The sequence below is a fragment of the Litorivivens sp. genome, assembly GCF_041625495.1.
In the GTDB taxonomy this organism is placed as follows: Bacteria; Pseudomonadota; Gammaproteobacteria; order Pseudomonadales; family Spongiibacteraceae; genus Litorivivens.
Map to the genome: position 1 here is coordinate 1 of NZ_JBFJTH010000057.1, position 20,839 is coordinate 20,839.

13 protein-coding genes and 1 pseudogene are annotated in these 20,839 nt (G+C 54.9%); 5 read left to right on the plus strand and 9 right to left on the minus strand.

The annotated features are described in order from the left end of the window. Positions 1-126: 126 nt before the first annotated feature. On the minus strand, positions 127-1,284 hold the full coding sequence (coxB, locus tag ABYP39_RS08650) for a cytochrome c oxidase subunit II (protein ID WP_372782080.1): 1,158 nt from the start codon (positions 1,282-1,284) through the stop codon (positions 127-129). 326 nt (positions 1,285-1,610) lie between these two features. On the opposite strand from coxB, the gene ABYP39_RS08655 reads away from it, so the two are divergent. From ABYP39_RS08655 to ABYP39_RS08665, 3 genes are all read left to right on the plus strand, one after another. Continuing rightward, on the plus strand, positions 1,611-2,936 hold the full coding sequence (locus ABYP39_RS08655) for an MATE family efflux transporter (protein WP_372782082.1): 1,326 nt from the start codon (positions 1,611-1,613) through the stop codon (positions 2,934-2,936). A gap of 308 nt (positions 2,937-3,244) precedes the next feature. Beyond that, the gene (locus tag ABYP39_RS08660; RefSeq protein WP_372782084.1) at positions 3,245-4,282 is read left to right on the plus strand and encodes a GGDEF domain-containing protein; all 1,038 of its coding nucleotides are present in this window, start codon (positions 3,245-3,247) and stop codon (positions 4,280-4,282) included. Beyond that, complete coding sequence (locus ABYP39_RS08665) at positions 4,275-5,441, plus strand: diguanylate cyclase domain-containing protein (RefSeq protein ID WP_372782086.1); 1,167 nt, start codon at positions 4,275-4,277, stop codon at positions 5,439-5,441. The genes ABYP39_RS08660 and ABYP39_RS08665 overlap by 8 nt, the downstream gene beginning before the upstream one ends. Before the next feature lie 59 nt (positions 5,442-5,500). On the opposite strand, the gene ABYP39_RS08670 is transcribed toward ABYP39_RS08665, so the two are convergent. The 3 genes from ABYP39_RS08670 to ABYP39_RS08680 form a co-directional block, all read right to left on the minus strand. After that, positions 5,501-8,116 carry a TonB-dependent receptor gene (locus ABYP39_RS08670; RefSeq protein WP_372782088.1) on the minus strand — a complete coding sequence of 872 codons (2,616 nt, stop codon included), beginning with the start codon at positions 8,114-8,116 and terminating at the stop codon, positions 5,501-5,503. Positions 8,117-8,313: 197 nt separating this feature from the next. Continuing rightward, entirely contained in the window at positions 8,314-10,896 is a 2,583-nt protein-coding gene (locus tag ABYP39_RS08675) for a DUF6351 family protein (protein WP_372782090.1), read from the minus strand. A gap of 118 nt (positions 10,897-11,014) precedes the next feature. After that, positions 11,015-11,509 (minus strand): hypothetical protein, encoded by a 495-nt coding sequence (locus ABYP39_RS08680; protein ID WP_372750074.1) that lies wholly within the window; start codon positions 11,507-11,509, stop codon positions 11,015-11,017. 157 nt (positions 11,510-11,666) lie between these two features. Here ABYP39_RS08680 and ABYP39_RS08685 point away from each other — a divergent pair, with 157 nt between their 5' ends. Together ABYP39_RS08685 and ABYP39_RS08690 are read left to right on the plus strand one after the other, a co-directional pair. Further along, positions 11,667-12,173, plus strand: coding sequence for an N-acetyltransferase family protein (locus tag ABYP39_RS08685; RefSeq protein WP_372750073.1), 507 nt, complete (start codon positions 11,667-11,669; stop codon positions 12,171-12,173). Beyond that, positions 12,170-12,574: an MAPEG family protein gene (locus ABYP39_RS08690; RefSeq protein WP_372782092.1), complete on the plus strand. Its 405-nt coding sequence runs from the start codon at positions 12,170-12,172 to the stop codon at positions 12,572-12,574. Before ABYP39_RS08685 ends, ABYP39_RS08690 begins: the two co-directional genes overlap by 4 nt. A 36-nt stretch (positions 12,575-12,610) precedes the next feature. Here the strand turns inward: ABYP39_RS08690 and ABYP39_RS08695 are convergent, their stop codons facing one another. The 5 genes and pseudogenes from ABYP39_RS08695 to ABYP39_RS08715 all read right to left on the minus strand — a co-directional run. After that, positions 12,611-12,895 (minus strand): YheV family putative zinc ribbon protein, encoded by a 285-nt coding sequence (locus ABYP39_RS08695; RefSeq protein WP_372782094.1) that lies wholly within the window; start codon positions 12,893-12,895, stop codon positions 12,611-12,613. Then, entirely contained in the window at positions 12,892-14,901 is a 2,010-nt protein-coding gene (locus ABYP39_RS08700; RefSeq protein ID WP_372782096.1) for a M3 family metallopeptidase, read from the minus strand. The genes ABYP39_RS08695 and ABYP39_RS08700 overlap by 4 nt, the downstream gene beginning before the upstream one ends. A 314-nt stretch (positions 14,902-15,215) precedes the next feature. Beyond that, complete coding sequence (locus ABYP39_RS08705) at positions 15,216-15,623, minus strand: hypothetical protein (protein ID WP_372782098.1); 408 nt, start codon at positions 15,621-15,623, stop codon at positions 15,216-15,218. Then, positions 15,613-18,711, minus strand: a complete 3,099-nt coding sequence (locus ABYP39_RS08710) for a transglutaminase domain-containing protein (RefSeq protein WP_372782100.1) — start codon at positions 18,709-18,711, stop codon at positions 15,613-15,615. The genes ABYP39_RS08705 and ABYP39_RS08710 overlap by 11 nt, the downstream gene beginning before the upstream one ends. 59 nt (positions 18,712-18,770) lie before the next feature. Next, a pseudogene (locus ABYP39_RS08715) lies at positions 18,771-20,839 on the minus strand (hypothetical protein); the annotation flags it as partial.

A 20,839-nucleotide genomic window follows, 5' to 3' on the forward strand; every position in this document is an offset into this window, starting at 1 on the left:
AGCCGCCAAGAATGAACATCGCAAAGCTGAACCACAGGTACATCGTTCCGATGTCCTTGTGGTTGGTGGTAAAGAACCACCGACTCAAACCTTTAGCAGGTCCGTGAGCACCCATGGTGAATCCTCCTACTGACCTTTCTTGAAGTTGTAAATATCAATCGGCTGGACCTTGTCACCCATATTGTTGCCAAAGGCATTACGGGTATAGGTCACAACTGCCGCCAATTCGACATCGTTCAGCTGGCCGCCAAAGGCCTGCATCGCAGAGCCGGGCACGCCGTTCGCGATGACATCAATATGCTGAGCGACTTCGCCGGTCGCAATCGGACTGTCGGCAATGGCTTTACCCACGCCGCCTTCGCCGTTTGCACCGTGACAGGCCACACAGGAGCGGGTGTAAACAGACTTACCGCGCTGCATCAGCTCATCCATGGAAAAGGTCTGAGACATCAACTGCTTGATTTCAGCCGCTTCAGCCTGCTTGCCTGACAACCACTGGTCGTACTCGGGCTGTTCCACCACATTGACAACAATCGGCATAAAGCCGTGGTCGCGACCACAAAGCTCAGCACACTGACCGCGGTATACGCCGATTTCTTCGGCACGAGTCCAGGCTTCGTTGATAAAGCCGGGAATCGCATCGCGTTTCACCGCCAGTGCAGGAACCCACCAGGCATGCAGTACGTCGTTGGCGGTGATCAGGAAGCGGACCTTTTTGCCCACCGGAATCACCATCGGCTCATCCACTTCCAGCAAGTAGTTCGAACCCTTACTTGCCTCGTTGTAGATTTCGCTCTTGTCCGTCGTCAAATTGGAGAAGAAGGCGATATTGTCACTCTCGGGGAGAATGTACTCGTACTTCCATTTCCACTGATAGCCCGTTACCAGGATATCGATGTCGGCGTCGTCCGTGTCGTAGATTTCAATCAGCGTGGTCGTTGCCGGCCAAGCCATGAAAATCAGGATAAAGAAGGGGACAACTGTCCAGGCAATTTCCACGGTAGTGTTTTCGTGGAAGCTGGAGGCTTTGGCGCCCTGAGATTTGCGGAAAGCAAATACTGAGTAGAAAAGGAATCCGAAAACCACAATACCTACAACAACGCATATCCAAAATACGAGCATATGCAGGTCATAGATCTTCTGGCCAACTTCGGTAACGCTGGTCGTCATGTTGGTTTCCCAGCGCTGGCCGTTAGAGGCCCAGGCACCAGAGCTGAACAGAGTCAGCGCCAACAGCACAGGACTAAGCGCCAGCTGAGACAGCCGTTTCGCTTGTAAATACATTCTCCCGTGTCTCCATGTACATTAAGGGTTGAATTTTCCCCAGTTGCAAACCTGAGGCGACGCGCAAAACCATGGCAAAAAGCGGCCCGAGAGCCTGTATCAACCTCTTGAGGATTGTCTGTAAAGAAAGTACAAAATGCCCTGCAAGCCGCCAGTTGCCGGCTACAGTGTGAGTGTCTTCCCCTGCCATGGATGTGTCAGCACGCCGCCCAAAGCCCACGTTGGGTGCGGCAAAACGACGCAATTATAAACCGTTCTCTGCGCGCAGCGCCACTAGAGGCGCACTAAAATGCACCTTTCACGGACCCGCAGGTGCTCTAACACTAGTGAATGAGGTTCTCTTGAATAGCCACCACAAAATATGGCGGATCGCCGCACCCATGATGCTGGCGAATATCTCCGTGCCATTGCTCGGACTAGTTGATGCGGCAATCCTCGGGCACCTGGAAAGCCCACGCTACCTGGCAGCCGTCGCCGTGGGCACCAGCATTCTGAGCATCCTGTACTGGGGCTTTGGCTTCTTGCGGATGGGTACCACCGGCGCCTCAGCCCAGGCCTGGGGGGCCTCCGACGCCACCGCCCAGAGTCGGGTTTTTATCCAATCTGCCACCCTGGCACTGCTGCTGTCCGCACTGATCATGTTGCTGGCCCCACCACTGATACCCTTTGCCGTGGCCTGGCTGAACGCGCCACCTGAAGCAGCCCCGCTGAGTGTCGGTTATCTCAACATTCGTCTGTACAGCGCCCCCGCAGTACTCCTAACCTACGTCGCAATCGGCTGGTTGCTCGGCCAACAGCGCGCCCGCTGGGCGTTGACTATTACCGTGCTGACTAACCTGCTCAATATCATTCTGGATTACTGGTTTATTCTGGGGCTCGGCTTAAATACTCAGGGTGCCGCGCTGGCAAGCGTTATCAGTGAATACGGCGGGGCCCTAGTGGCCCTGCTGGCAATTGCACCCAGTCTGCGCCGCCATTGCGCGCGCACCCTGCTAACACTGGCGGCGCGGCTTAGTGATTACCCGCAACTGCTGCAAAGCAGCGGGGCACTGTTTGTTCGGACAACGGCTTTACTGCTGGCGCTGGCCTTTTTTACTGCTCACAGCGCCGAGTTCGGCACCACGGTTCTGGCCGCCAACACGCTGCTGATAAACCTAATGTTCTTTACCGCTCATGCCCTGGACGGCTTTGCCCATGCCGCCGAGGCCCTCACCGGCGAAGCGGTCGGCAAACGCGATTTTCCCGGCTTCCTTCGCACCTGCCGGCGCTGCGCCGAATGGTCAGTGGCGACAGCAGCCCTGCTGTCGCTGGTATTGTGGCTGGGCAAACCTCTGATTCTGGCGGTACTCACGGATATTAGCGAAGTCTCGGCCATCGCCGCTAGCTACTACCCATGGCTGATCGCGCTACCGCTATTATCGGCCGCCAGCTACCTGTTCGATGGCATTTTTATCGGCGCACTGCAAACCCGCTGGATGCAACACACCATGCTGGTCAGCATCGTCGGCGTGTATCTTCCCACCTGGTACCTCACCCAAAGCTGGGGAAACCACGGCCTCTGGTTTGCGTTCTGCGCACTGAATCTGGCACGCGGACTGACCCTGGCGGCGGCATTCCTGATGCTCTGCCACCACCGCCTCTGGTGGTTGTAACTCCCCTTTTGCGGCTAGGTGATCTATCCTGACCCAATATCGCGGAGAATCGCACCAATATGCCGCATAGATTAATGATGGTGGGCCGGCACTCAACACCAATACGAAGCCTGCCTGCGCGCTGCATTTGAGGAAGCCCCATAGCAGACCCGGTAGAACCTCTCTGGGAGGCAGAACAACAATCGCTAGCCTGGCGCGAACTGCAGCGCGGGGCTCATTATCGTCTGCGTTTTTGTCCATCACTCGAAGTGGGCTACCGGGAGGCGTTGCAACATTCAGCTCGCGCGTTAAGGCTGCTTTTCGGCCTGATGATGATGTTACTTTACCTGACCGCACCGCTCGCAGATGCCTGGTTCATACATCCTCCCGAGGCCGTAGTCGATGTAGCACGCCCTTTACAGTTCGGGTTGGTTGCTCCGCTATTGATCGCCACTCTCCTGTGTTCGATGCACACCAATTTGCACCCTTATTCAACGGCCATAACTGCCATTACCCTGGTTGCAATCGGCTATTGCTCCATGCAAATGCGATTGACCGGTAACGATGCCGACTTTGAGATTGCCACCGATTGGATCAACGTGACGACCCTCGGTGCATTCTTTTTTACCAGCATGCGGGTACCCGTAGCGCTCGGGGTAGGGCTGTGTCTGCTAACAATGAACATCCATACCGAGATTGCGATTGCCGGCGCGGGCGGGCTGGGCCTAATCAATATGACCTATGAACTGGAAAGCATGGCCGTCATTTTTGCATTGGGTCTCGCGGGTTGTTATATCATCGAAGTAAATAGCCGTCTGACCTGGCTGGAAGCATACGAGCTCGAGCAGCGCCTGGATTACGACGCACTAACCGGCGCACTTAACCGCAACCGTTTTCGAAATTTATTTCGTCAGCGCTACCAACTTGCCGCGCGGGAGCATCAACCGATCTGTGTCGCCCTGGTCGACATAGACCATTTCAAAGCCTACAACGACCGCTACGGACACAACCAGGGCGATGCCTGCCTTATCGCAATTGGTCGCACGCTAAACTTATTTGCCGAGGCAAACGATGCGTTGTGTGCAAGACTCGGCGGCGAAGAGTTTGCACTGGTATTTTTTGCCGACGACCCTCAAGCCGCCAAAGACGCGCTAGAGCAGTTACGCGCTCAGGTTCAAGCGCTAAACCTGGAGCACGAAGCCCAACCGCAAACGCCAGGCCCTGTCACCGTCAGTATTGGCGGCCTTTACGTACTGCCCGATGGCAATCTGAACCGCTTTGACGCTATTCGCCGTGCGGACGAGGCTCTGTATCAAGCAAAAGCACAAGGCCGCAACTGTGTTGTGACACGGGTGATCAATGCCTGACGCGACGCAGCCTGAGTTTAACCGTATTCGACAGCTGGCAAGTCGGCATCAGTACGAGCTGATACGTCTTCGCTTTAATAGCAGTCATGAACGGCGTTTTACACGGGAGAACAACTTAACGCGCCAAGCCAGTCGCGCCTGGCTACTTGTGGCTGGCGTAATGCTGATCAGCAGCATTCTCTGCATCGACTATCTGCTGAGTGTGATTCCAGCGGACTACATGGCTATGCGCGTGGGCGTAGCCGCGAAAGTAATGATTCCGGCGTTAATGGTGGCACTGTTTCTGACAGCACGTTTTCCGCGAACCTCTGAATACGCCATTGTCATAGCAGTAACGATCACCGCAGGCGGCATGATCTACGAACGGCACCTGGCAACGCAGTGGGGCATACACATCCCACCCTCTTTTGCGTTGCTGCCGCTGTTTGTGGCTACGCTGTTATGTCGCGTACGCTGGCTGCTGATGCTGCCAGTGCAAATTCTCGTATTTGGCGGCAGCGTCTATCTGGAACTGCAAGCCTCGCAGCCAAAAGACGCGATGCTGGCCGACATTTATGCAATGGCACTGCTGATGATGCCCGCGATCTTTGGCAGCTGGGTAATCGAATTTTACAACCGATTAACATGGCTACGGCGTGATTGGCTGGCAGAAATCACGGCATTTGACGCTTTAACGGGGCTGCTCAACAAACACGCCTTTCACAAGGAGCTTCGGCAGCGGCTGCGCTATGCCCGGCGTACTAAGCGGCCACTCACGCTTGTCGTTATCGATGTGGATCACTTCAAGGCCTACAACGACAACTATGGGCACCCTAAAGGCGATCGCTGCCTGGCAGACTTAGCCCAAGCAATGCGTGGCTCAGCAAGGCGCGGCGGTGACCTGGTTGCTCGTATCGGCGGGGAAGAGTTTGCTGTCGTCTGGTTTGGGGTGGACAAAGAAACGTCCTACAGGCTGCTCGAGAAATTAATAAGCAAAATTCGCGAGCTGAACATCAAGCATGAATACACAGAAACCCAGACGCGCTGCGTCACTATCAGTGCGGGCGCGCGTTGGTTAATACCCGATGAAAACACCAGCGTAGAGGGTCTGATTCATGAGGCTGACATGCTGATGTATCAGAGTAAAAACGCCGGCCGAAATCAGGCAATACTGGAATAACACGCTGCAATTCTGACAAGGAACGCCGCAGGCCCGGCATCCCGGGCCCGAGCAGCGCGTTAGAAGCTCTTTCGCACCATTACACCAAACCGACGCGGGTCACCGTAGGTCTGGTTAAAAGTGCTTACCGAATCAGCGACTGAAGCGGTACCTACGACATAGCGCTCATCGGTTACATTCTTAACAAACGCGGCCACCGTAGTATCGCCTTCGTTATTCTGCCATGAGAGCCTGGCATCGATCAGCGTATAGGCGTCCGAGCCACCAATACCTTCGCGTTCGTAGAGGTTGTATGAGCCTTCATCCAGCCCGAAAAAGATCTCGCTCTTGTAACTGACGTCAATGCGCGGAATGATCATGCCAAAGTCTGTGGGAATCATCAGCTGGGCACCGACAGAGGCTGTCGTTTCAGGTGATGCAGGGAAGGTTTCATCAGTACGATCTTCCGGAATGAAATTACCCGCCACCGCATTGAGCAGATCATTATCCTTGAACTGCTGAAATTCATAGTTGTTGTCACTGAACGATGCATTGAACATGACTATGGGAGAAGGCATCCAAGTAAATTCCATTTCCGCACCGGTAATGGTTGATTCACCAGCATTGCGGAAAATAACCGCGATATTGCCGCCAGAATCGGTCGACACCTGGATCAACTGCATGTTCTCGAAATCCATGTGATACATCGCCACATTGAATCGAACGGTGCGGTCAAAGGCATCGATTTTAAAACCAACTTCGCGGTTCAGCACTTCCTCTGCATCGACCTGCTGCAAGCCATCGAGCAACCGGGGCTCAAAGAAACCGGACTTAAAACCTGAGCTCACGGTGCCGTAAACCATCATCGAATCCAGCACGCTGTCGTCCAGCCACTCACCCGGCAGGTTGTAGGAGACCGAGACCATAGGCGTTACTTTGGAGAACGTTTTTTCCTTCTTATCCACAAAGGTTGGCTCTGCACTCATCGGGATATCCGGGATGCCATCGCCATTGTTGTCCAGAAACTGGTTCTGGAACACCCGGACCGGGTCGTCTGCCCAGACACAGCCGGCCAGACAGGGGAAAAACCCGCCGGCATTGGGGCCAAAGGTGATCGGCTTCCCGGTTGTGGGTGAAAAGAAAACACCTCCCGTGACCCGGGCTTCAATCGCATCCACATCCGCCTGATACAGCGACAGTTCGGAGCTTCTTTTTTCAGCAGTGTAGCGAATGCCGCCGGTAAATTGCAGATTGTCCGTTATGTCGTACGACCCCTGAAAGAACGCCGCAAAGGTGTTGTTTTCCAGATCGAACTCGGAGATCGAAAGCGGACCGCTAAGAATGCCTACAAAGGGTTGCGTTCCACCCGGATTGGGCCGCGTGGGCAGCTGGCCAGCCGCCAGCTGACCCAACGTGACTGCATCCAGCCCAGTAAAATTACTCAGCAGTGCAAATGGCTCAAAGTTGGTTTCACGCATGTAGAACAGACCGCCGGTGTAACTCAAACGACTATCAAAGGCGGTGCCATTGACCTGGTATTCTAGGCTGAAGGAGTCGCGATCACCGTCATCGGTATTTAGGGCTTCAGACCAGTTTTCCGGCCCGCCATCATTATCACTAGAGGCAATAGGCCCCTCGGTTTCCTTGCGGGCACCAAAGACAACCTTCATGGTCACATCATCGTTGTAGTCCCACTGGGCAGTGGCGCCGATCAGAATCGTGTCGAGTTTTTTCTTCAGGTTGGGGTTTGCGCCCATGTTGGTTTCAAGGTCACCCACGTTACCCTTGGTACGCGAATTCGCCTCACAGTTTTTCTTGTAGGCGGTTGGATTGCTGGGGTCGGTATCACCGGCCCACATCACATACAGGCCATCGGCAAATAGCCCATTTTCACTGGCCACATCACAGTTTATAGCGGGAAAAGCTTCATCGATTTTGCCTAGGTAAGCGAGCGTATCCACGGTGAGACTGCTATCACCTTCATAACGGGTTTGAAACACCAAGGCCTTGCGATCCGTTGACGAGTAGGTTTTTCCCTGATGCTTGTCCTCCAAGAAACCGTCGTCTTTGTCGTAGGTGATCGCCGTGCGGGTGTAAAAATTATCCGTAATCGGAATGTTGATGGCCGCGCGTAGCGAACGCGATTCATAATTGCCTAACGCGCCTTCCACGTAACCTTCATAAACGTCGTTGGGCTTTTCCAGCGTCAGCACCAGTGCGCCGCCGGTCGTGTTCTTGCCAAACAGGGTGCCCTGCGGCCCACGCAGCACCTGGATACTGCGCACATCCACAGTATCAAGCAGCTGACCGTCGGTGCGTGGCAAAAATAGATCATCCAGATAGACACCCACGGTTGGGTCAACCCGGGCAAAGCCGGAACGCTCGCCAATACCGCGAATATAGATTTGGTTCGACTGGCCCTCATTGATCTGCAGGCTGGGCACACTCTTGGTGAGCTCGCTGGTATTTACGATACCCTGATCGCGCAGTGCCTCGCCGCTGATCGCGGTAACCGCGATGGGGGTTTCCTGAATATTTTCGGCCCGGCGACGGGCGGTAACAATGACCTCTTCAAGCGCCGCAGAAGGTTTGGCCTTGCTGGTGCCAGGCGAAGATTCCGCTGGTTGGGCCTGGACAGAAAGTGGTGACAACACTACGGCACTGGTCACCAGTGCCAGGGGGAACGTCTTCTTCATACCAACCTCATTATTATTTTTACTGAGTGTCGACGAGCTACAACGGTGTAACCAGTCTGCCAGCAAAGTGATAAAAACGCAGCTAGAGGCCGCTCAGCGGCGCTTTACGCCGCTTTTACGAAAATAGCATGTTCCCATCTAGTTTGCAGATAATAGCCGCACAATCACTCCAAAGTCGCACAGATAATCCAAACGGATTAGGGCTCCGCCCGAGATCGTACCGCGCGCCATTGCAGGCTTTTCGGAGCCAGTTTTCCATTATTCGTTAACAGCGTGCTGCCGCCGATAGTAGGCCAGCGAATACTGCGCTGCGTCGATAGCAGGTCGCCAACCCCCGGCTTGCTGTAGTCACATACGCCCTCGGGAAAGATGGTTTTAAGCGTATCGATATGATTGGAATTGAGGCGGCCAGCGTAGTCGCCATCCGATACTGCCTGCGCCACCGATTTCAACTGACACTTGAGCACATCGTCGGACATAGGCATATCCGCGGCAATGCGCGGAGTCTTTACCACCGGCAACAGGTTGGCACAGGGGCCTGTACCACTGCCGTCTGCATTCCAGGTTTCTGCCGCGTTAACTGAGAAAGACTGACTGCCACCTGGCACCCCGGCACCTGGAATCAAGGGCACATTGCCCCCCAGTGGTAAGCGCAGGGCATCTGGAAAGTCCAGCTGACCACCGGTAGTTGAAAAGCTGCAGGTATCCACAACATCGGCGGGACGCGCCGCCGCCACATCCTTGACGCGGTTACCACTAGGGGTCAACCCACTCAGGTTCTCAGTCCACGCGTCGATCTGCTCAAATACATCCGGCTGGGTCAGGGTGCCGCGCCAGATAACGCGAGTAATATCCTGATCTGCCCGCGCATTTTGCAAGGCCCGCCGGGCGCGCACATTGAACGGGCGAACCGTTTCGTGAATATTCATTTGCGGGATAAGGTCCAGATATGGAGCAATATCAATAATTGGCGTTTCGGCCAAGGAGCCGCGCCCAATCACCTGACCGATGCGATAGAGCAGGCCGACCAACTCCGGGGCCATCGCGTGGCGTCCCTTCACTGCGCCAGGCTGATCAGCCGTAAAGTTACCATCAATATCCAGACCGCCGATGTTCGCATTGAGGTCAAGAAACTCCTCCGGCGTAATGACGCCATCGCGCAAAGCCGTCAGTCCGTACTGCACCCCCTCATTATCAAGCGGACGACGCGCAAAGCCAGTCGCAGGATCAATACCCAGCCAGTTCACATTAGCATCCTGAATGGTGCAGCGAACACCGCTGGGATTGGTGGCTGCATCATAGCGGTCAGCAGTAGGCACGTGGTCGCAACCCTCTGAGGGCTTTACCCGGTCGAAGAAGGTCGTTACCCAGCTTTCGCAGATCCGCGTTGCGAGGCCCTGTGGTGCACCAAAGGTTTGTAACGTAATACTGGTCGCCTCTGTATGCCCGGTAACCGCGGCTTGTTTACGAGGGTCTCCCCAAGTAACGGGATCTTTATCAAAATAGTTAATCAACAGGCCACAGTCGGTCACTGTCATGGCTGTACTGGCGATATCGGTAAATGTCGCGGTGGGCAGCGCGGCGGTCAGCAGGCCCGGCGCATTGTTTGCTGCATTGTATTGCTGCAATGCAGCGCCGGAGCCGTTGGTGCCGATAAACTGCACGGGAACCCCATATTGCTCGGTGATGTGCTCCTTAAGCATCATCGTGGTTTCCATACTGACAAAGGGGTTGCAGTGAACACCAAAGGCCGAGAGGGTGGAGTGAACAACAATATCTCCTCGGCTAAGGCGTTCTGAGCCACCGGCAAAGTTGATTAGCAGCGTATCTGCACTGGCCGACTCCGGCGGCGCACCGAGCACAAACTGCGTTGTATTAACGCCCTGGTCATAGCCCACACCACAAGACTCCCCAAAAATGTAATAGACGCGTTTGTTCCAGCTGGGCTGAAAAGGCTCGGCGCCGCCACGGGCAATCGGGTCATCAAGCACTGCGATGCGCGCGATACCGCGATTGATGGTTGCCGATTCCACACGCACAATAAACGGAACCACCTCACCGTCTTTAGTTACCGTCGTCTGCAGATCTTGGGGATAACTGGTCGCTGCCGGGTCCAGCTCGGCGTACTGCTGGTTTGACATCCTGCGGTAATACCACTGGTACTGTGTTGCCGCACTGCAGTTGGCGTCTAGGGGCGCCCCTAAACCTGCATCAACGGTTCGGCAGCGAAAAGGCGTCTGATGCGGGCCCGAAATAATGGGGCCTGTAATGGGATGGTTGCGCACGGTCATGGAAACCCGCCGTTCGAAATCGCCACTGCCCACGGCCGCCTGAAGGGTATTAGCACCATCCACTAGGTTGCTGACCAGCGCCCGCAACTCACCGCTAGCGCTGTCGGTAGTAAACACTGGCGAAATAGCCGTGCCGTTCAAGGTCAGGCGCGGGCTATCACCGGCAGGCACACCGCGCAACGCAATCAAGACGTCGCCACCAGATACCGCATCCGGAAAGGTGGATAGTGTAATAAGCTCTATTTCACCGGCAGGCAGGGCCGGGGTTGCACGAGTGTGCAAATCAACAGCTGAAAATTCCTGCGAAAAAACAGGCGCGTTTTCTCCACCCCCGCCATCACCCCCGATACCGCCACCATTGCCCCGTGAGTCAACACTGCCCGGCAGAATGGGTGGCGGGGCATTATTGGAGCGCCTATCCGCCTCATTGCAGGCGGCGATGGTAAAACCACAGAGCAAAACCACAACCAAGCGACATACCCGTTTCATGACAGCCTCATTATATTTGTTAGCGTCCACCGGCGACCTGGGTACCGCGCCGTTGGAACAGCTGAATGTTTACACCTGACAAATCAATTTGCCACGACGGCGACAAATTTTCTCCTGATTACGTAGCGGCGCGATCTACCGGTGGCAAATCTTTGCGAACCAGCGCCCAAACAACTAATGGCAGCTCCAGCACCACGCCGAGAAAAACCAGAAACAGCACCACACCGCGGGCCACGTGAGTCGCCAGCTCTCCCTCTGGCAGATAACTGAAGAACAGCCACACAGCAACACCCGTAGGAATAAAGCCCATTATCGACATCAGCAGAAACTGCGGCCGGTTGTTTAGCTTCGAGTCGTACACAAAATTGGAAAAGGACGTCAGGCTAGTGCCGGAACGCATCACACTGCGCCCCAGCCTACCGCCCAGAATATGCCCCCATTCATGAGCCGTGTGGGCACAAAAGCCCAAGCCAGCACCCAGCACCACGCCGGTGAAATCGGCTATTGGTCCGGTGCCCGCCGAGTGGCGTGAAAACAGCCACCAGCCAATAATGGCCAGCGTCACAATGGCGCCATCACGCAGCGCCAACTTGGCAAAACCCACTTCCTGCATTTTTATTCTCCGTTATGAGGGAGCAATCATACGGGCAAGCAGGGCGGTCAGGTCAATGCCAGAATGGGCCGTCACTATCGCGGGGCACGGCGTCGGACCCATGACTTTCCCGGGAAGGTATGCCATAACGACCTTTTCACGCTAGGCAACCGACCGTATGACAGAGCTTCTGATACGCAAAGCCACCGTCACCGATGTGCCCACCATCCGCAGCCTGATTCAGGAGCTGGCCATTTACGAAAAGCTGGAACCGGAAATGCGGGCGACAGAGGCACAGCTGGCAACCGCACTGTTTTCCGACACGCCGGATGCCGAAGTGGTGATGGCCGAGTACAAGGGAGAAGCGGCGGGCTTCGCCTTGTTTTTTCACAACTTTTCCACCTTTGTCGGCAAGCGGGGGCTCTATCTGGAAGACCTGTTTGTACGGGAACATTTGCGCGGCAAGGGCATTGGGTTTGCCCTGATCAGCCACCTCGCCAAACTGGCACTGGAACGCGACTGCGGCCGGCTCGAATGGAGTGTGCTGGACTGGAATACACCCGCCATCGATTTCTACCGGGCAATAGGCGCCCAGGGGATGAACGGATGGACCACGCAGCGGTTGAGCGACGATGCGCTGCACGCACTGGCCAGCTCAGCGTTACCGGAGACAAGCTCACCATGACAACACTACTTGTTGACTATGCACCTGCCATTTCCGCACTCGGTGTACTTGCGCTGCTGATGGTGATTCAGACGTTGGTACTCGACGTTACCGGCATTCGGCGCAAGCATCCGCCGGGAACGCCAGTGCTCAGCGGGCCCGACGATTTTCTGTTTCGCGCCACGCGCGCCCATGGCAACAGCAATGAGAACCTACCCACCGCGCTGGCAATCTTGGGATTCTGTTTTATCGTGGGCGCCAGCCCTGCGTGGATCAATAATCTGATGTTACTTTTCGTGGCAGCCAGAGCGGGGCACATGCTGTGCTATTACCTTGATCTGCGCACGGCACGCAGCATCAGTTTCGGCGTAGGCCTGCTCGCAATGATTGGCATGCTGATCAGTGGTTTTGTCGCGCTATAACCCTACAAGTGATTACGCGGCAGCCCCCCTTAGAGCTCAGTGATCACGGCGAGAGCGCCCATCTTTGGGGTCGAGCAGATTGACCACCTGCACCTCGTCCTCATGGGCCAGAGGTTTTTCACCAATACGGGGCTGATTGACCCGGGTCTGCACTTCCTCAGGTGCCCCGTCGTCGCGAATGGTTTCCTTGAAGCCGCAGCGCACGCATTCACGCACCTGCTCGGTGTCGCTAACGCGATACATCACCGTCTTGTCCATCTCCGCGCATTTGGGGCAAACCGCGCCGGCAATAAAGCGGCGCGGGCGGTATTCAGTGCTCATGCAGCGTCCTCCAGTATCCCGGCGTCGCGCAGCAGCGGCTCGAGCTGCGGATCGCGACCACGAAAATCCCTGAACAACTGCATAGGGTCTGCGGAGCCACCTCTGGACAGCAGCTTGTCCACAAATTCCTGGCCCAGTTCGCGGCTCATTACGCCCTCTTCGGCAAAGCGGGAAAATACGTCGGCCGACAGCAATTCCGCCCATTTGTAGCTGTAGTAACCGGCCGCGTAGCCACCGGCAAATATATGGGAAAAACCGTGTTGGAAACGATTGAAAGCGGGCACCGGGTACACCGCCACCTCGCTGCGCACGCTGTCCAGCAAAGTCTGAATTTCATCCGCCGTCTGGGGTGCGGGGCGCGCATGCAACTGCATATCAAATAAAGCAAATTCCAGCTGCCGTACCATCTGCAGCCCGGACTGAAAGTTTTTCGCCGCCAGCAGCTTCTGCAGCATATCTTCCGGCAACGGCTGGCCAGTTTCATAGTGGGCGGAGATCATTGGGATCACCTCGGGCTGCCAGCACCAGTTTTCCAACAACTGACTGGGCAGCTCTACCGCATCCCAGGCCACACCATTGATGCCCGACACCGCCAGCACGTTTACCTGTGTCAGCATATGGTGCAGGGCGTGGCCAAATTCGTGGAAGAGGGTCGTCACATCGCTGTGCGTAAGCAGGGAAGGGCGTTTGCTGGTGGGCGGTGTAAAGTTGCAAGTGACAAAAGCCACCGGCAATTGATTCTCGCCGTTTACCTCGCGGCGGCCACAGAAATTGGCCATCCACGCACCGCCGCGTTTGTTGGCACGGGCAAACAGGTCGGTATAGACCGTGGCTACCGGTTCGCCATCGCGCAGCAGGTGATAGCAGCGGGCGTCCTCGTGCCACAGGTCAGCCGATTCATCGCGCTCATAGGTAATGCCAAATAGCTGGCCAGTGACCTTGAACAGGCCCTCCTGCACCGTTTCCGCAGGGAAATAGGGCTTCAGCTCTTCCTGGGAAATGGCATAGCGCTCGGTGCGCAAATGCTCGCTGTAGAACGGCACATCCCAAGCCTGCAGGTCGCTACAGCCCTTATTGGCGGCAAAGGCCTTCAGCTCGTCAAACTCCGCACGGGCGCGCGGTAGGCTTTTCTCCGCCAGCTCGCGCAGAAAATCCATTACCCGCTGGGGGCTTTCCGCCATTTTCGGTGCCAGCGATACTTCTGCGTAATTGGCATACCCAAGTATCTGGGCAAGTTCCGCACGCAGCTGCAGAATCTCGACCATTACCGCGCTGTTGTCCCATTCACCGGCCTTGGGGCCTTGGTCTGAAGCACGGGTGCCGTAGGCCTCGTAAAGCTCTCGGCGCAGTTCCCGGTTTTCGGCGTATTGCATGACCGGCAGATAGGCCGGCACATCCAGCGAAATCACGTAGCCGTCCAGTTCCTTGGCCTTGGCAGCATCGGCGTAGCCTTCCAGCGCCGACTCGGGCACACCCGCCAGCTCCGCAGCATCTGTAACATGTTTGAACCAGCCCTGGGTGGCATCGAGCACCTGATTCTGGAACGTGGTCGACAGCTCACTGAGGCGCAAGCGAATTGCCTTGAAGCGCTCCTTGGCCTCGCCTTCCAGCGCCACACCGGCAAGGCGAAAATCCCTCAGCAGATGCTCTAGCCCCGTGCGTTGCTCTGGTGACAACTTAATATCACTGCTAGCCAAAGCCTCAGCCTGATCATAGAGCGCCCGGTTCTGACCCACCTCGTTGCCGTAGGCAGTCAGTTTCGGCTGGCACTCGGCATACACCTCGCGCAATTCCGGGCTGTTCATCACGCCGTTTAGGTGGCTGATAACCGACCAGAATTTGTCAATCCGGTCATCCAGCGCCTCCAATCGGCCCAGCAATTGCTCCAAATCAGCCGTTTCCAGCTTGGCAATCTCGGCCCGGGCCTCATCCAGCAGGGAATCCAGCTGGGCAGGTACCTTGTCCAGTTCCACGCCGGCAAAATCCGGTAGTACACATAGCGACATAGTGTTCTCAGGTATTGGTTTAAAGGGGGTATTGTAACGCGGGGAGTGGGGGTGTTGTATTAGCTAATGAACTGGACAAATTATTATGTTTTCCGGATCAGGCTGAAATTCACTTTCTACAAAATTAAGAGTTCTGGCCCTACTGACTAATTGCCGAATTAGTGAGTATCATTTCAATAACTAGGCATCAGTGTCTCTCAAATTGCACAAGTAGCTTGAACAGCAATTCTGGTATAAGACGCAACCAACTAGCCTGCGCGCTGATACAGGCCTAATTAATTGCGGATTTATGAGTTATTGTAACTATAAACACTTCAATCTAAACCAGCCTTCAATGATTGTACTATTGCGAAAAGTTTTTCTTTTTCCTCTTTTATAAGCGAAGATATTCTAGTATTAACTTGGCCGCCGACAAATTCGACAGTAAAAGAAACATCGGATATCGACGCGGCCTCAATCTCCGTCAAGTTGATTTCAACAAGTCCTTTTGAAAAAAGATTAAGAATTGCTAGCTTATTTTCATCCAATCTGATCAATGGTTTTCTGATTTGCCCAACAATAAGAATTGAATACAGCGAAACAATCAACAAAGATACACCTGACGTTAGTAGCATACTATTAGTCAAGTAGTAACATAATGAGACCGCAGGAATCAAAAAGCAGCTGTGAATCAGCACTTGCCAAAAAATCCATCGGCCCTTTGCATACACGTCAATTATCACAAAAGTCTTCCTTAATAGCCGATGTCACCATGTATTGAGCTACAGAAATGGCGATAATCGCCAAGATTGTAACCAACAAAGAAAGGGCATAGAACCCAAGAGCAAGCACCCCAACCCATGCAGCCAAGGAGAACATGAATATTCCAATGCTTGCGCTCCTTGGACACCCTGATAATTTTGCATCAACAACTGACAGAATCACCGCAACGGGCCCTAAAAACTTACCAATTTTTGCGAAAACTTTACCCAGTCCTATTGCCGCCTCAAGGTGTTCAGCAATGCTAACCATGACCCCAATCACCGCTATTAGCACACTAATTGCAGCTTGAAGAGCGCCTCCATTGGCACCACCTGATATCTTATAAGCTCCCGCACCTGTTGTAGGATCAATCAAAAGATATCCACTCCCGACCCAACCATCAAAACTAAGCCGAGTTTCGTGCGCGGTCGCTATATTTCCAGCTAGAACGGAATTTTTAATCTCGCTTTCGACTACTACACCCAAGTCTATGCTGCCAAGAGCAAGCTCAAGATTGTCGCGCGTAATGGTCCAAATTTTTTGCCCTTGAGCAGCGGCTATAGCCAAGGCTTTAACCGCCGATATCCCGTGCGCTGGCGCGTCGGGAGTACTGAACATCTGCTCTGGAACCAGATGCTCCATGGCACTCAAGCGAGAACCGTTGGCTTGGGTGAACGCCACCCGGGTTTCCTTGCTGCTATCTTTGGCTGCACCGTGAAACATAACCCGATCAACATCCATGCTCAGACCGCTGAAGCTGGTGTTGCGCGGGATGCCGTACCAGTATTGCGGTTGCAGTGAGGTTGAAAAAATGCCGTAGCTGGGCAAGCGGTAGGTAACCATGCCCGCCGACTGCGCCTGGATTTCTTCCTGCACATCGTTCAGCGCAAAATAGCTCATGATCGTGCCGTAAATCAGATCGCCAATCACGTCGTGTTTGCTCAGGGTTAGCAGCTGATTCTCGTTTTGTCCTTCCAGTATCTGCTTGGTTGCTTCAAGGTCATTTTTCAGCGTCGCCGCCTGAGCGGGACTGATACCCTGCAGATCCAGGCCAATGGCACGGTACTCACCGGCGATTGGGCGGTTAGTCGATTCGCCCCAGCCGTGGGAGGGACTGTACAACCCCAGGGTTTCATGCAATTCCGTACCCATTGCCTGATTGCCACCGGACTGTTCAGTCACGCCATCAATGCTTAACTCCGCAGTCAAGTGGATAAGATAGCCTGGCAGGGTATCCGGGATCGCGTTCGGGTCTATCTCACCAGTCTCGGGATCAGGCTCGGGAAGGTGATCTTCAATGATAGCCTGATCATCCTCTGTGGCCGGACGGAAGCTTAGCGCAAGCTTTTTGCCCGCCAATTTCACCGTTGGCTCATTGAGAGAAATAAAGGGCGCTCCTTGATAACCTCTGTTTTGAGGCGCCAGTTCGTACTTGAATCGGTGTTGCAGGGATTCCGGCACCTGTGAGAACGATTGCTGGGTGACAATATGCTCGTAGGGCAGACCTGCCGCCAGCGGGCGTGGAGGCAGGACTTTTACTGCCTTCACGCCCAATACCTCACCCACCGTTGCCTCCGGATTCTGGTTGTTGATGTAGTCTTCCAGCTGGCTCTGAAATTGCTGGAGGCTGTTTTCGATTGCGGCCTGCGGTACATTCTGCACCCAACCCTGCTCCTCGTTGACGGTCGCGCTTTGCTCAATTTGAGCCGCCAGTCCCTCGGCATCGAAGGGCACGGCGTCGGCCAGATTCATACCTTCCGTAAACGCATACTGTTTGAAGGAGGCATCCATGGGAATCCAGCGATCGCCCTCGCGATTTTTCAGGCCGCGCGATGGTTCGAAATCCACCCAGGCTTCAACCCAAGTGTGTTCCATGCGAATACTGTGGATGGCACCGCCACGAATCAGCGCAATATTCGGTATGCCCCCTTGACCCAGCAAACTCTGGGCAGCTTCAGGTTTTGTCACACCACCCACCCAGTTCATCACTCTATCGACAGGAATTTCTACCGTCCCGTACGCATATCGGGCGGGAATACCCGCGGCACGCAGCAGGGCAATCAGCAGACTGGAGGTATCAACCGCGTTGCCTTTACCCGTCTCCAGTGTGTACTGGGCGCCCTGTATCGAGCCATAGCTCGGAATGAATCGAATATTGTTATGAACCCAGGTGTATATTTCGACCGGGTTGTTGTTCAGGCTGGCCGCCAGCGCCTTGATTTCTTCTGTGATTGTTGCATCTATCGTTTCCGCCAAATCTGCCTCGACAGGCTGCCCCAGCGGATTCAACAGTTCCGGTGTCAGACTGGTTGAGGCTATCCGGGGGTAGCCCGCCAGAGAATCCACACCCAATACCAACTGAAGTTGTCCTTTTTCCACTGCAGGTACTCGCACCTTTTCGGACGGCGAACGCCAGGGCAGGTTGGCGGGATCAACGGGGGTGTGCGTTGGTGCAAACTGCTCATTTGAGATTTCTTCTGCCAGCTGCGTGAGGAGATCGCGCTGTTCTTCAGCGTTGTCGCTGGCTGTTAACGTCCGCAGTTTCTCATCAACCTTCTGATGCTTTAGCTTGATGGCATTCAGTGCTTTTTCGTGACGCTCGGCAACCAGCGTTTTAGCCGATGGGGGCAGTTTTTTTGATTTACGGAAAGTCTTGTCTTCTTGTTCCAGTAGAGCAATCGCTTCAGCGTAAGCCTCTCTGACGTTATCCGTCAGGTCAGAGAGCTCCGCTAACTCGTCGGCTTTTAAAGGTCCACCGCCCAGCCCGAGTTTTTCCAACATGCGCTCCAACCAGGATCGGGATTGCTCTCGCTGCGCCCGCGACTCCGGCAGCTCTCTTGCGAGCTTCTCTTGCAGCTTTTGCAAACGATGGGTCAGTTTCTTTTCCGGTGTGCTTTCAAGCTGCTGTTCTATGTGTCTGGACTTCTTATCACCTTTCTCACCCTCATTGGCCACCGCGGCACCGGTTGGAGACAGATAGAATACGAAGGTAAACATGCATATTGTAAATAACGACGTTCCCTTGGCGGCCATGCCATTGCGGAAGACATCCAGTGCGAGTCCATTCATTGTGGTTCCTCAATCATTCCACCGGCTTCTATTGAAGAAAGCCTGCTGTTATCGGGTTATTATTCGATGCCAAAAGAGATGCTGTAGCGTAGGCGTTGCAATTGATACAAGAGTCCGTCCACTGCAAACCGCAACTCCGCCGCCTGCGTATGGTCTTTATCCATCAATCTGGCAACTGCTAACAGCAGGGATTTAATGGCGCCGTCGACCTTGCCACCCTGGATGTCAGATTCTGCATCCCGTATTTTTTTGTCGACGAATGAGTAGTCCTTGTCCCGTGGATACTGATCAAGCAGGATCTGAAGAACGCTATGGGCAGAACGGAAGGACAGACCTTCTTCAAACGGGCCGAGCGCCAAACCCAATTCAGCATCATCAATCATCAACGAGCGATTAATACCCGCATCGACGTCGACAAGGATTGGCAGAGAATCGGAAACCACGTCTGGCAGTTGAATATGAAAGATCTTGGACACGGTTGTCGGTGCCGCCAGATCTTGCTGCCACTGCCAGGCATCGTCGTCGACTTGAATCACGCCAACCGTGTCAACCACCTGACCCCCGTCCGGTAGCGCAACGACGACATCCATGGCCGCGCGCCGACTCAGGTTATCAATGCTTATCTCCAACGGCACGATGCGCCCGGGCGCCAAAGGCCATGCGCCGGGCTGTATGGTTGTCAGTGCAGACAGCAGCAGCAGCTCATGCATCCCCTGCTGCGTGGCAGCGGAATCCAGCGCATCATAGGCAAAGTAGACATGTCGGCCGCGCCCATAGTTGGCCGCAGTGATCGCAGCCGGAGAGGCAGGGTTGGCGCACTCATGGCTTGCGTTTTTTCCGCCGGAAAATACCGCCCAGACCTGCGCACCACAATGCGCCAACGCCAAGCCGCTACTTACCATGCGCCCGTCGTCCACCGGATGGTCCACAACACTTTCCACAATGTCGATGGACTGTGCCTGGTTATTTCGGCCGGTCAGCGAAACACCGAGACTGCGTTCGAGCTGGCTGTTGCGACGGTTCCAGCTACCCGAAATCAGCAGTCCGGTCGCACTGTTGTGCGCTTCGACCAGCAGTGATTCCACTTGGGGATGCAGAGTTACGCTTTCCGAAAACAGGGCCACGGCGCTGTATCCGCCGCTGTAGAATTCATTTTCGAAACTGTCCGCCGTCGTGACAAGGGTATAAGTCCAGCCATGTTTCGCGAGCAAGCTCTCCAGATACTCCCGTTGCCTGACCGGCGCTATCGCATCGTGAGGCGCCGGGTAATCGTCTGCATCCAGCAAAACAAGCAATCGACCTTTGGCCGCTGTGTTGGCCGCCACGTCCAGTTTTGGGGGCACAACCTGGTAGCCGGCGGCTGCAAGCTGACGCAGATCCTCGTCGATTTCAGCCATAAGAATGCATCCATAATCACCGTATGCCGGCGGATCGGACAGGATCATGGTGAAGGAATGGCTTGCACCGGCAGGTAGCGACAGATTGCCTTCGCGAGACTGATACAGCACTTGTCCACTATCAAGCGCCACGACCTGGTAGATCAGTGCCGCGTCGGCGACGTCCGACGAACTGCGATTGCTGGCCTCGAATTGGCAGTCGAGAGGCTCGCCGGTCGGATAATGCGTAACCTCGACAACACCTGTCAGCGATGCCAAGGCTGCACGCACGACGGTAAACCCGGTTTCGCTTTCCGCCAGAATCTCGTTGTCTCTCGTAACTTGCCAAACGACTCGATAGGCGCCAGATTCGCGGTCTTCAAGTCGCAGTACATGCTGGCGATCTTCGTTAGCTGAAGGTGCCAGACTGTTAATCGCATAGTTTTTGGAGGTCAGGAGCGATCCGTCAGGACGATAAACAGTCATCACACCCGTTCCGCCGCCGAAGGTCGCGTTACCGGTATTGTTGAATGCCCGCAGATCAATAACGGCTTGATCCCAAGCCTGATACACCGGCTTGTCAGTGTGCACCCGTGCGGAAATATTCGAAAATTCACCGTCCTGTGTTGTAACGGTAAATGGCGCTACGGCCTGGCGCAGCACAGCCCCCTGTTCATCCAGAATCCTTGCTATCGCCAGATAGTGACCGGCGTAAACCTCTGCAGCATTGAAATACACATCCGACAGAGCAC

Excerpts from the sequence above, each read along its gene's own strand:
- ABYP39_RS08695 (WP_372782094.1), bottom strand. The coding sequence starts at position 12,895 with ATGAGCACTGAATACCGCCCGCGCCGCTTTATTGCCGGCGCGGTTTGC.
- ABYP39_RS08660 (WP_372782084.1), top strand. The coding sequence starts at position 3,245 with ATGATGATGTTACTTTACCTGACCGCACCGCTCGCAGATGCCTGGTTC.
- ABYP39_RS08690 (WP_372782092.1), top strand. The coding sequence starts at position 12,170 with ATGACAACACTACTTGTTGACTATGCACCTGCCATTTCCGCACTCGGT.
- ABYP39_RS08670 (WP_372782088.1), bottom strand. The coding sequence starts at position 8,116 with ATGAAGAAGACGTTCCCCCTGGCACTGGTGACCAGTGCCGTAGTGTTG.
- coxB (WP_372782080.1), bottom strand. The coding sequence starts at position 1,284 with ATGTATTTACAAGCGAAACGGCTGTCTCAGCTGGCGCTTAGTCCTGTG.
- ABYP39_RS08710 (WP_372782100.1), bottom strand. The coding sequence starts at position 18,711 with ATGAATGGACTCGCACTGGATGTCTTCCGCAATGGCATGGCCGCCAAG.
- ABYP39_RS08680 (WP_372750074.1), bottom strand. The coding sequence starts at position 11,509 with ATGCAGGAAGTGGGTTTTGCCAAGTTGGCGCTGCGTGATGGCGCCATT.
- ABYP39_RS08665 (WP_372782086.1), top strand. The coding sequence starts at position 4,275 with ATGCCTGACGCGACGCAGCCTGAGTTTAACCGTATTCGACAGCTGGCA.
- ABYP39_RS08685 (WP_372750073.1), top strand. The coding sequence starts at position 11,667 with ATGACAGAGCTTCTGATACGCAAAGCCACCGTCACCGATGTGCCCACC.
- ABYP39_RS08675 (WP_372782090.1), bottom strand. The coding sequence starts at position 10,896 with ATGAAACGGGTATGTCGCTTGGTTGTGGTTTTGCTCTGTGGTTTTACC.
- ABYP39_RS08700 (WP_372782096.1), bottom strand. The coding sequence starts at position 14,901 with ATGTCGCTATGTGTACTACCGGATTTTGCCGGCGTGGAACTGGACAAG.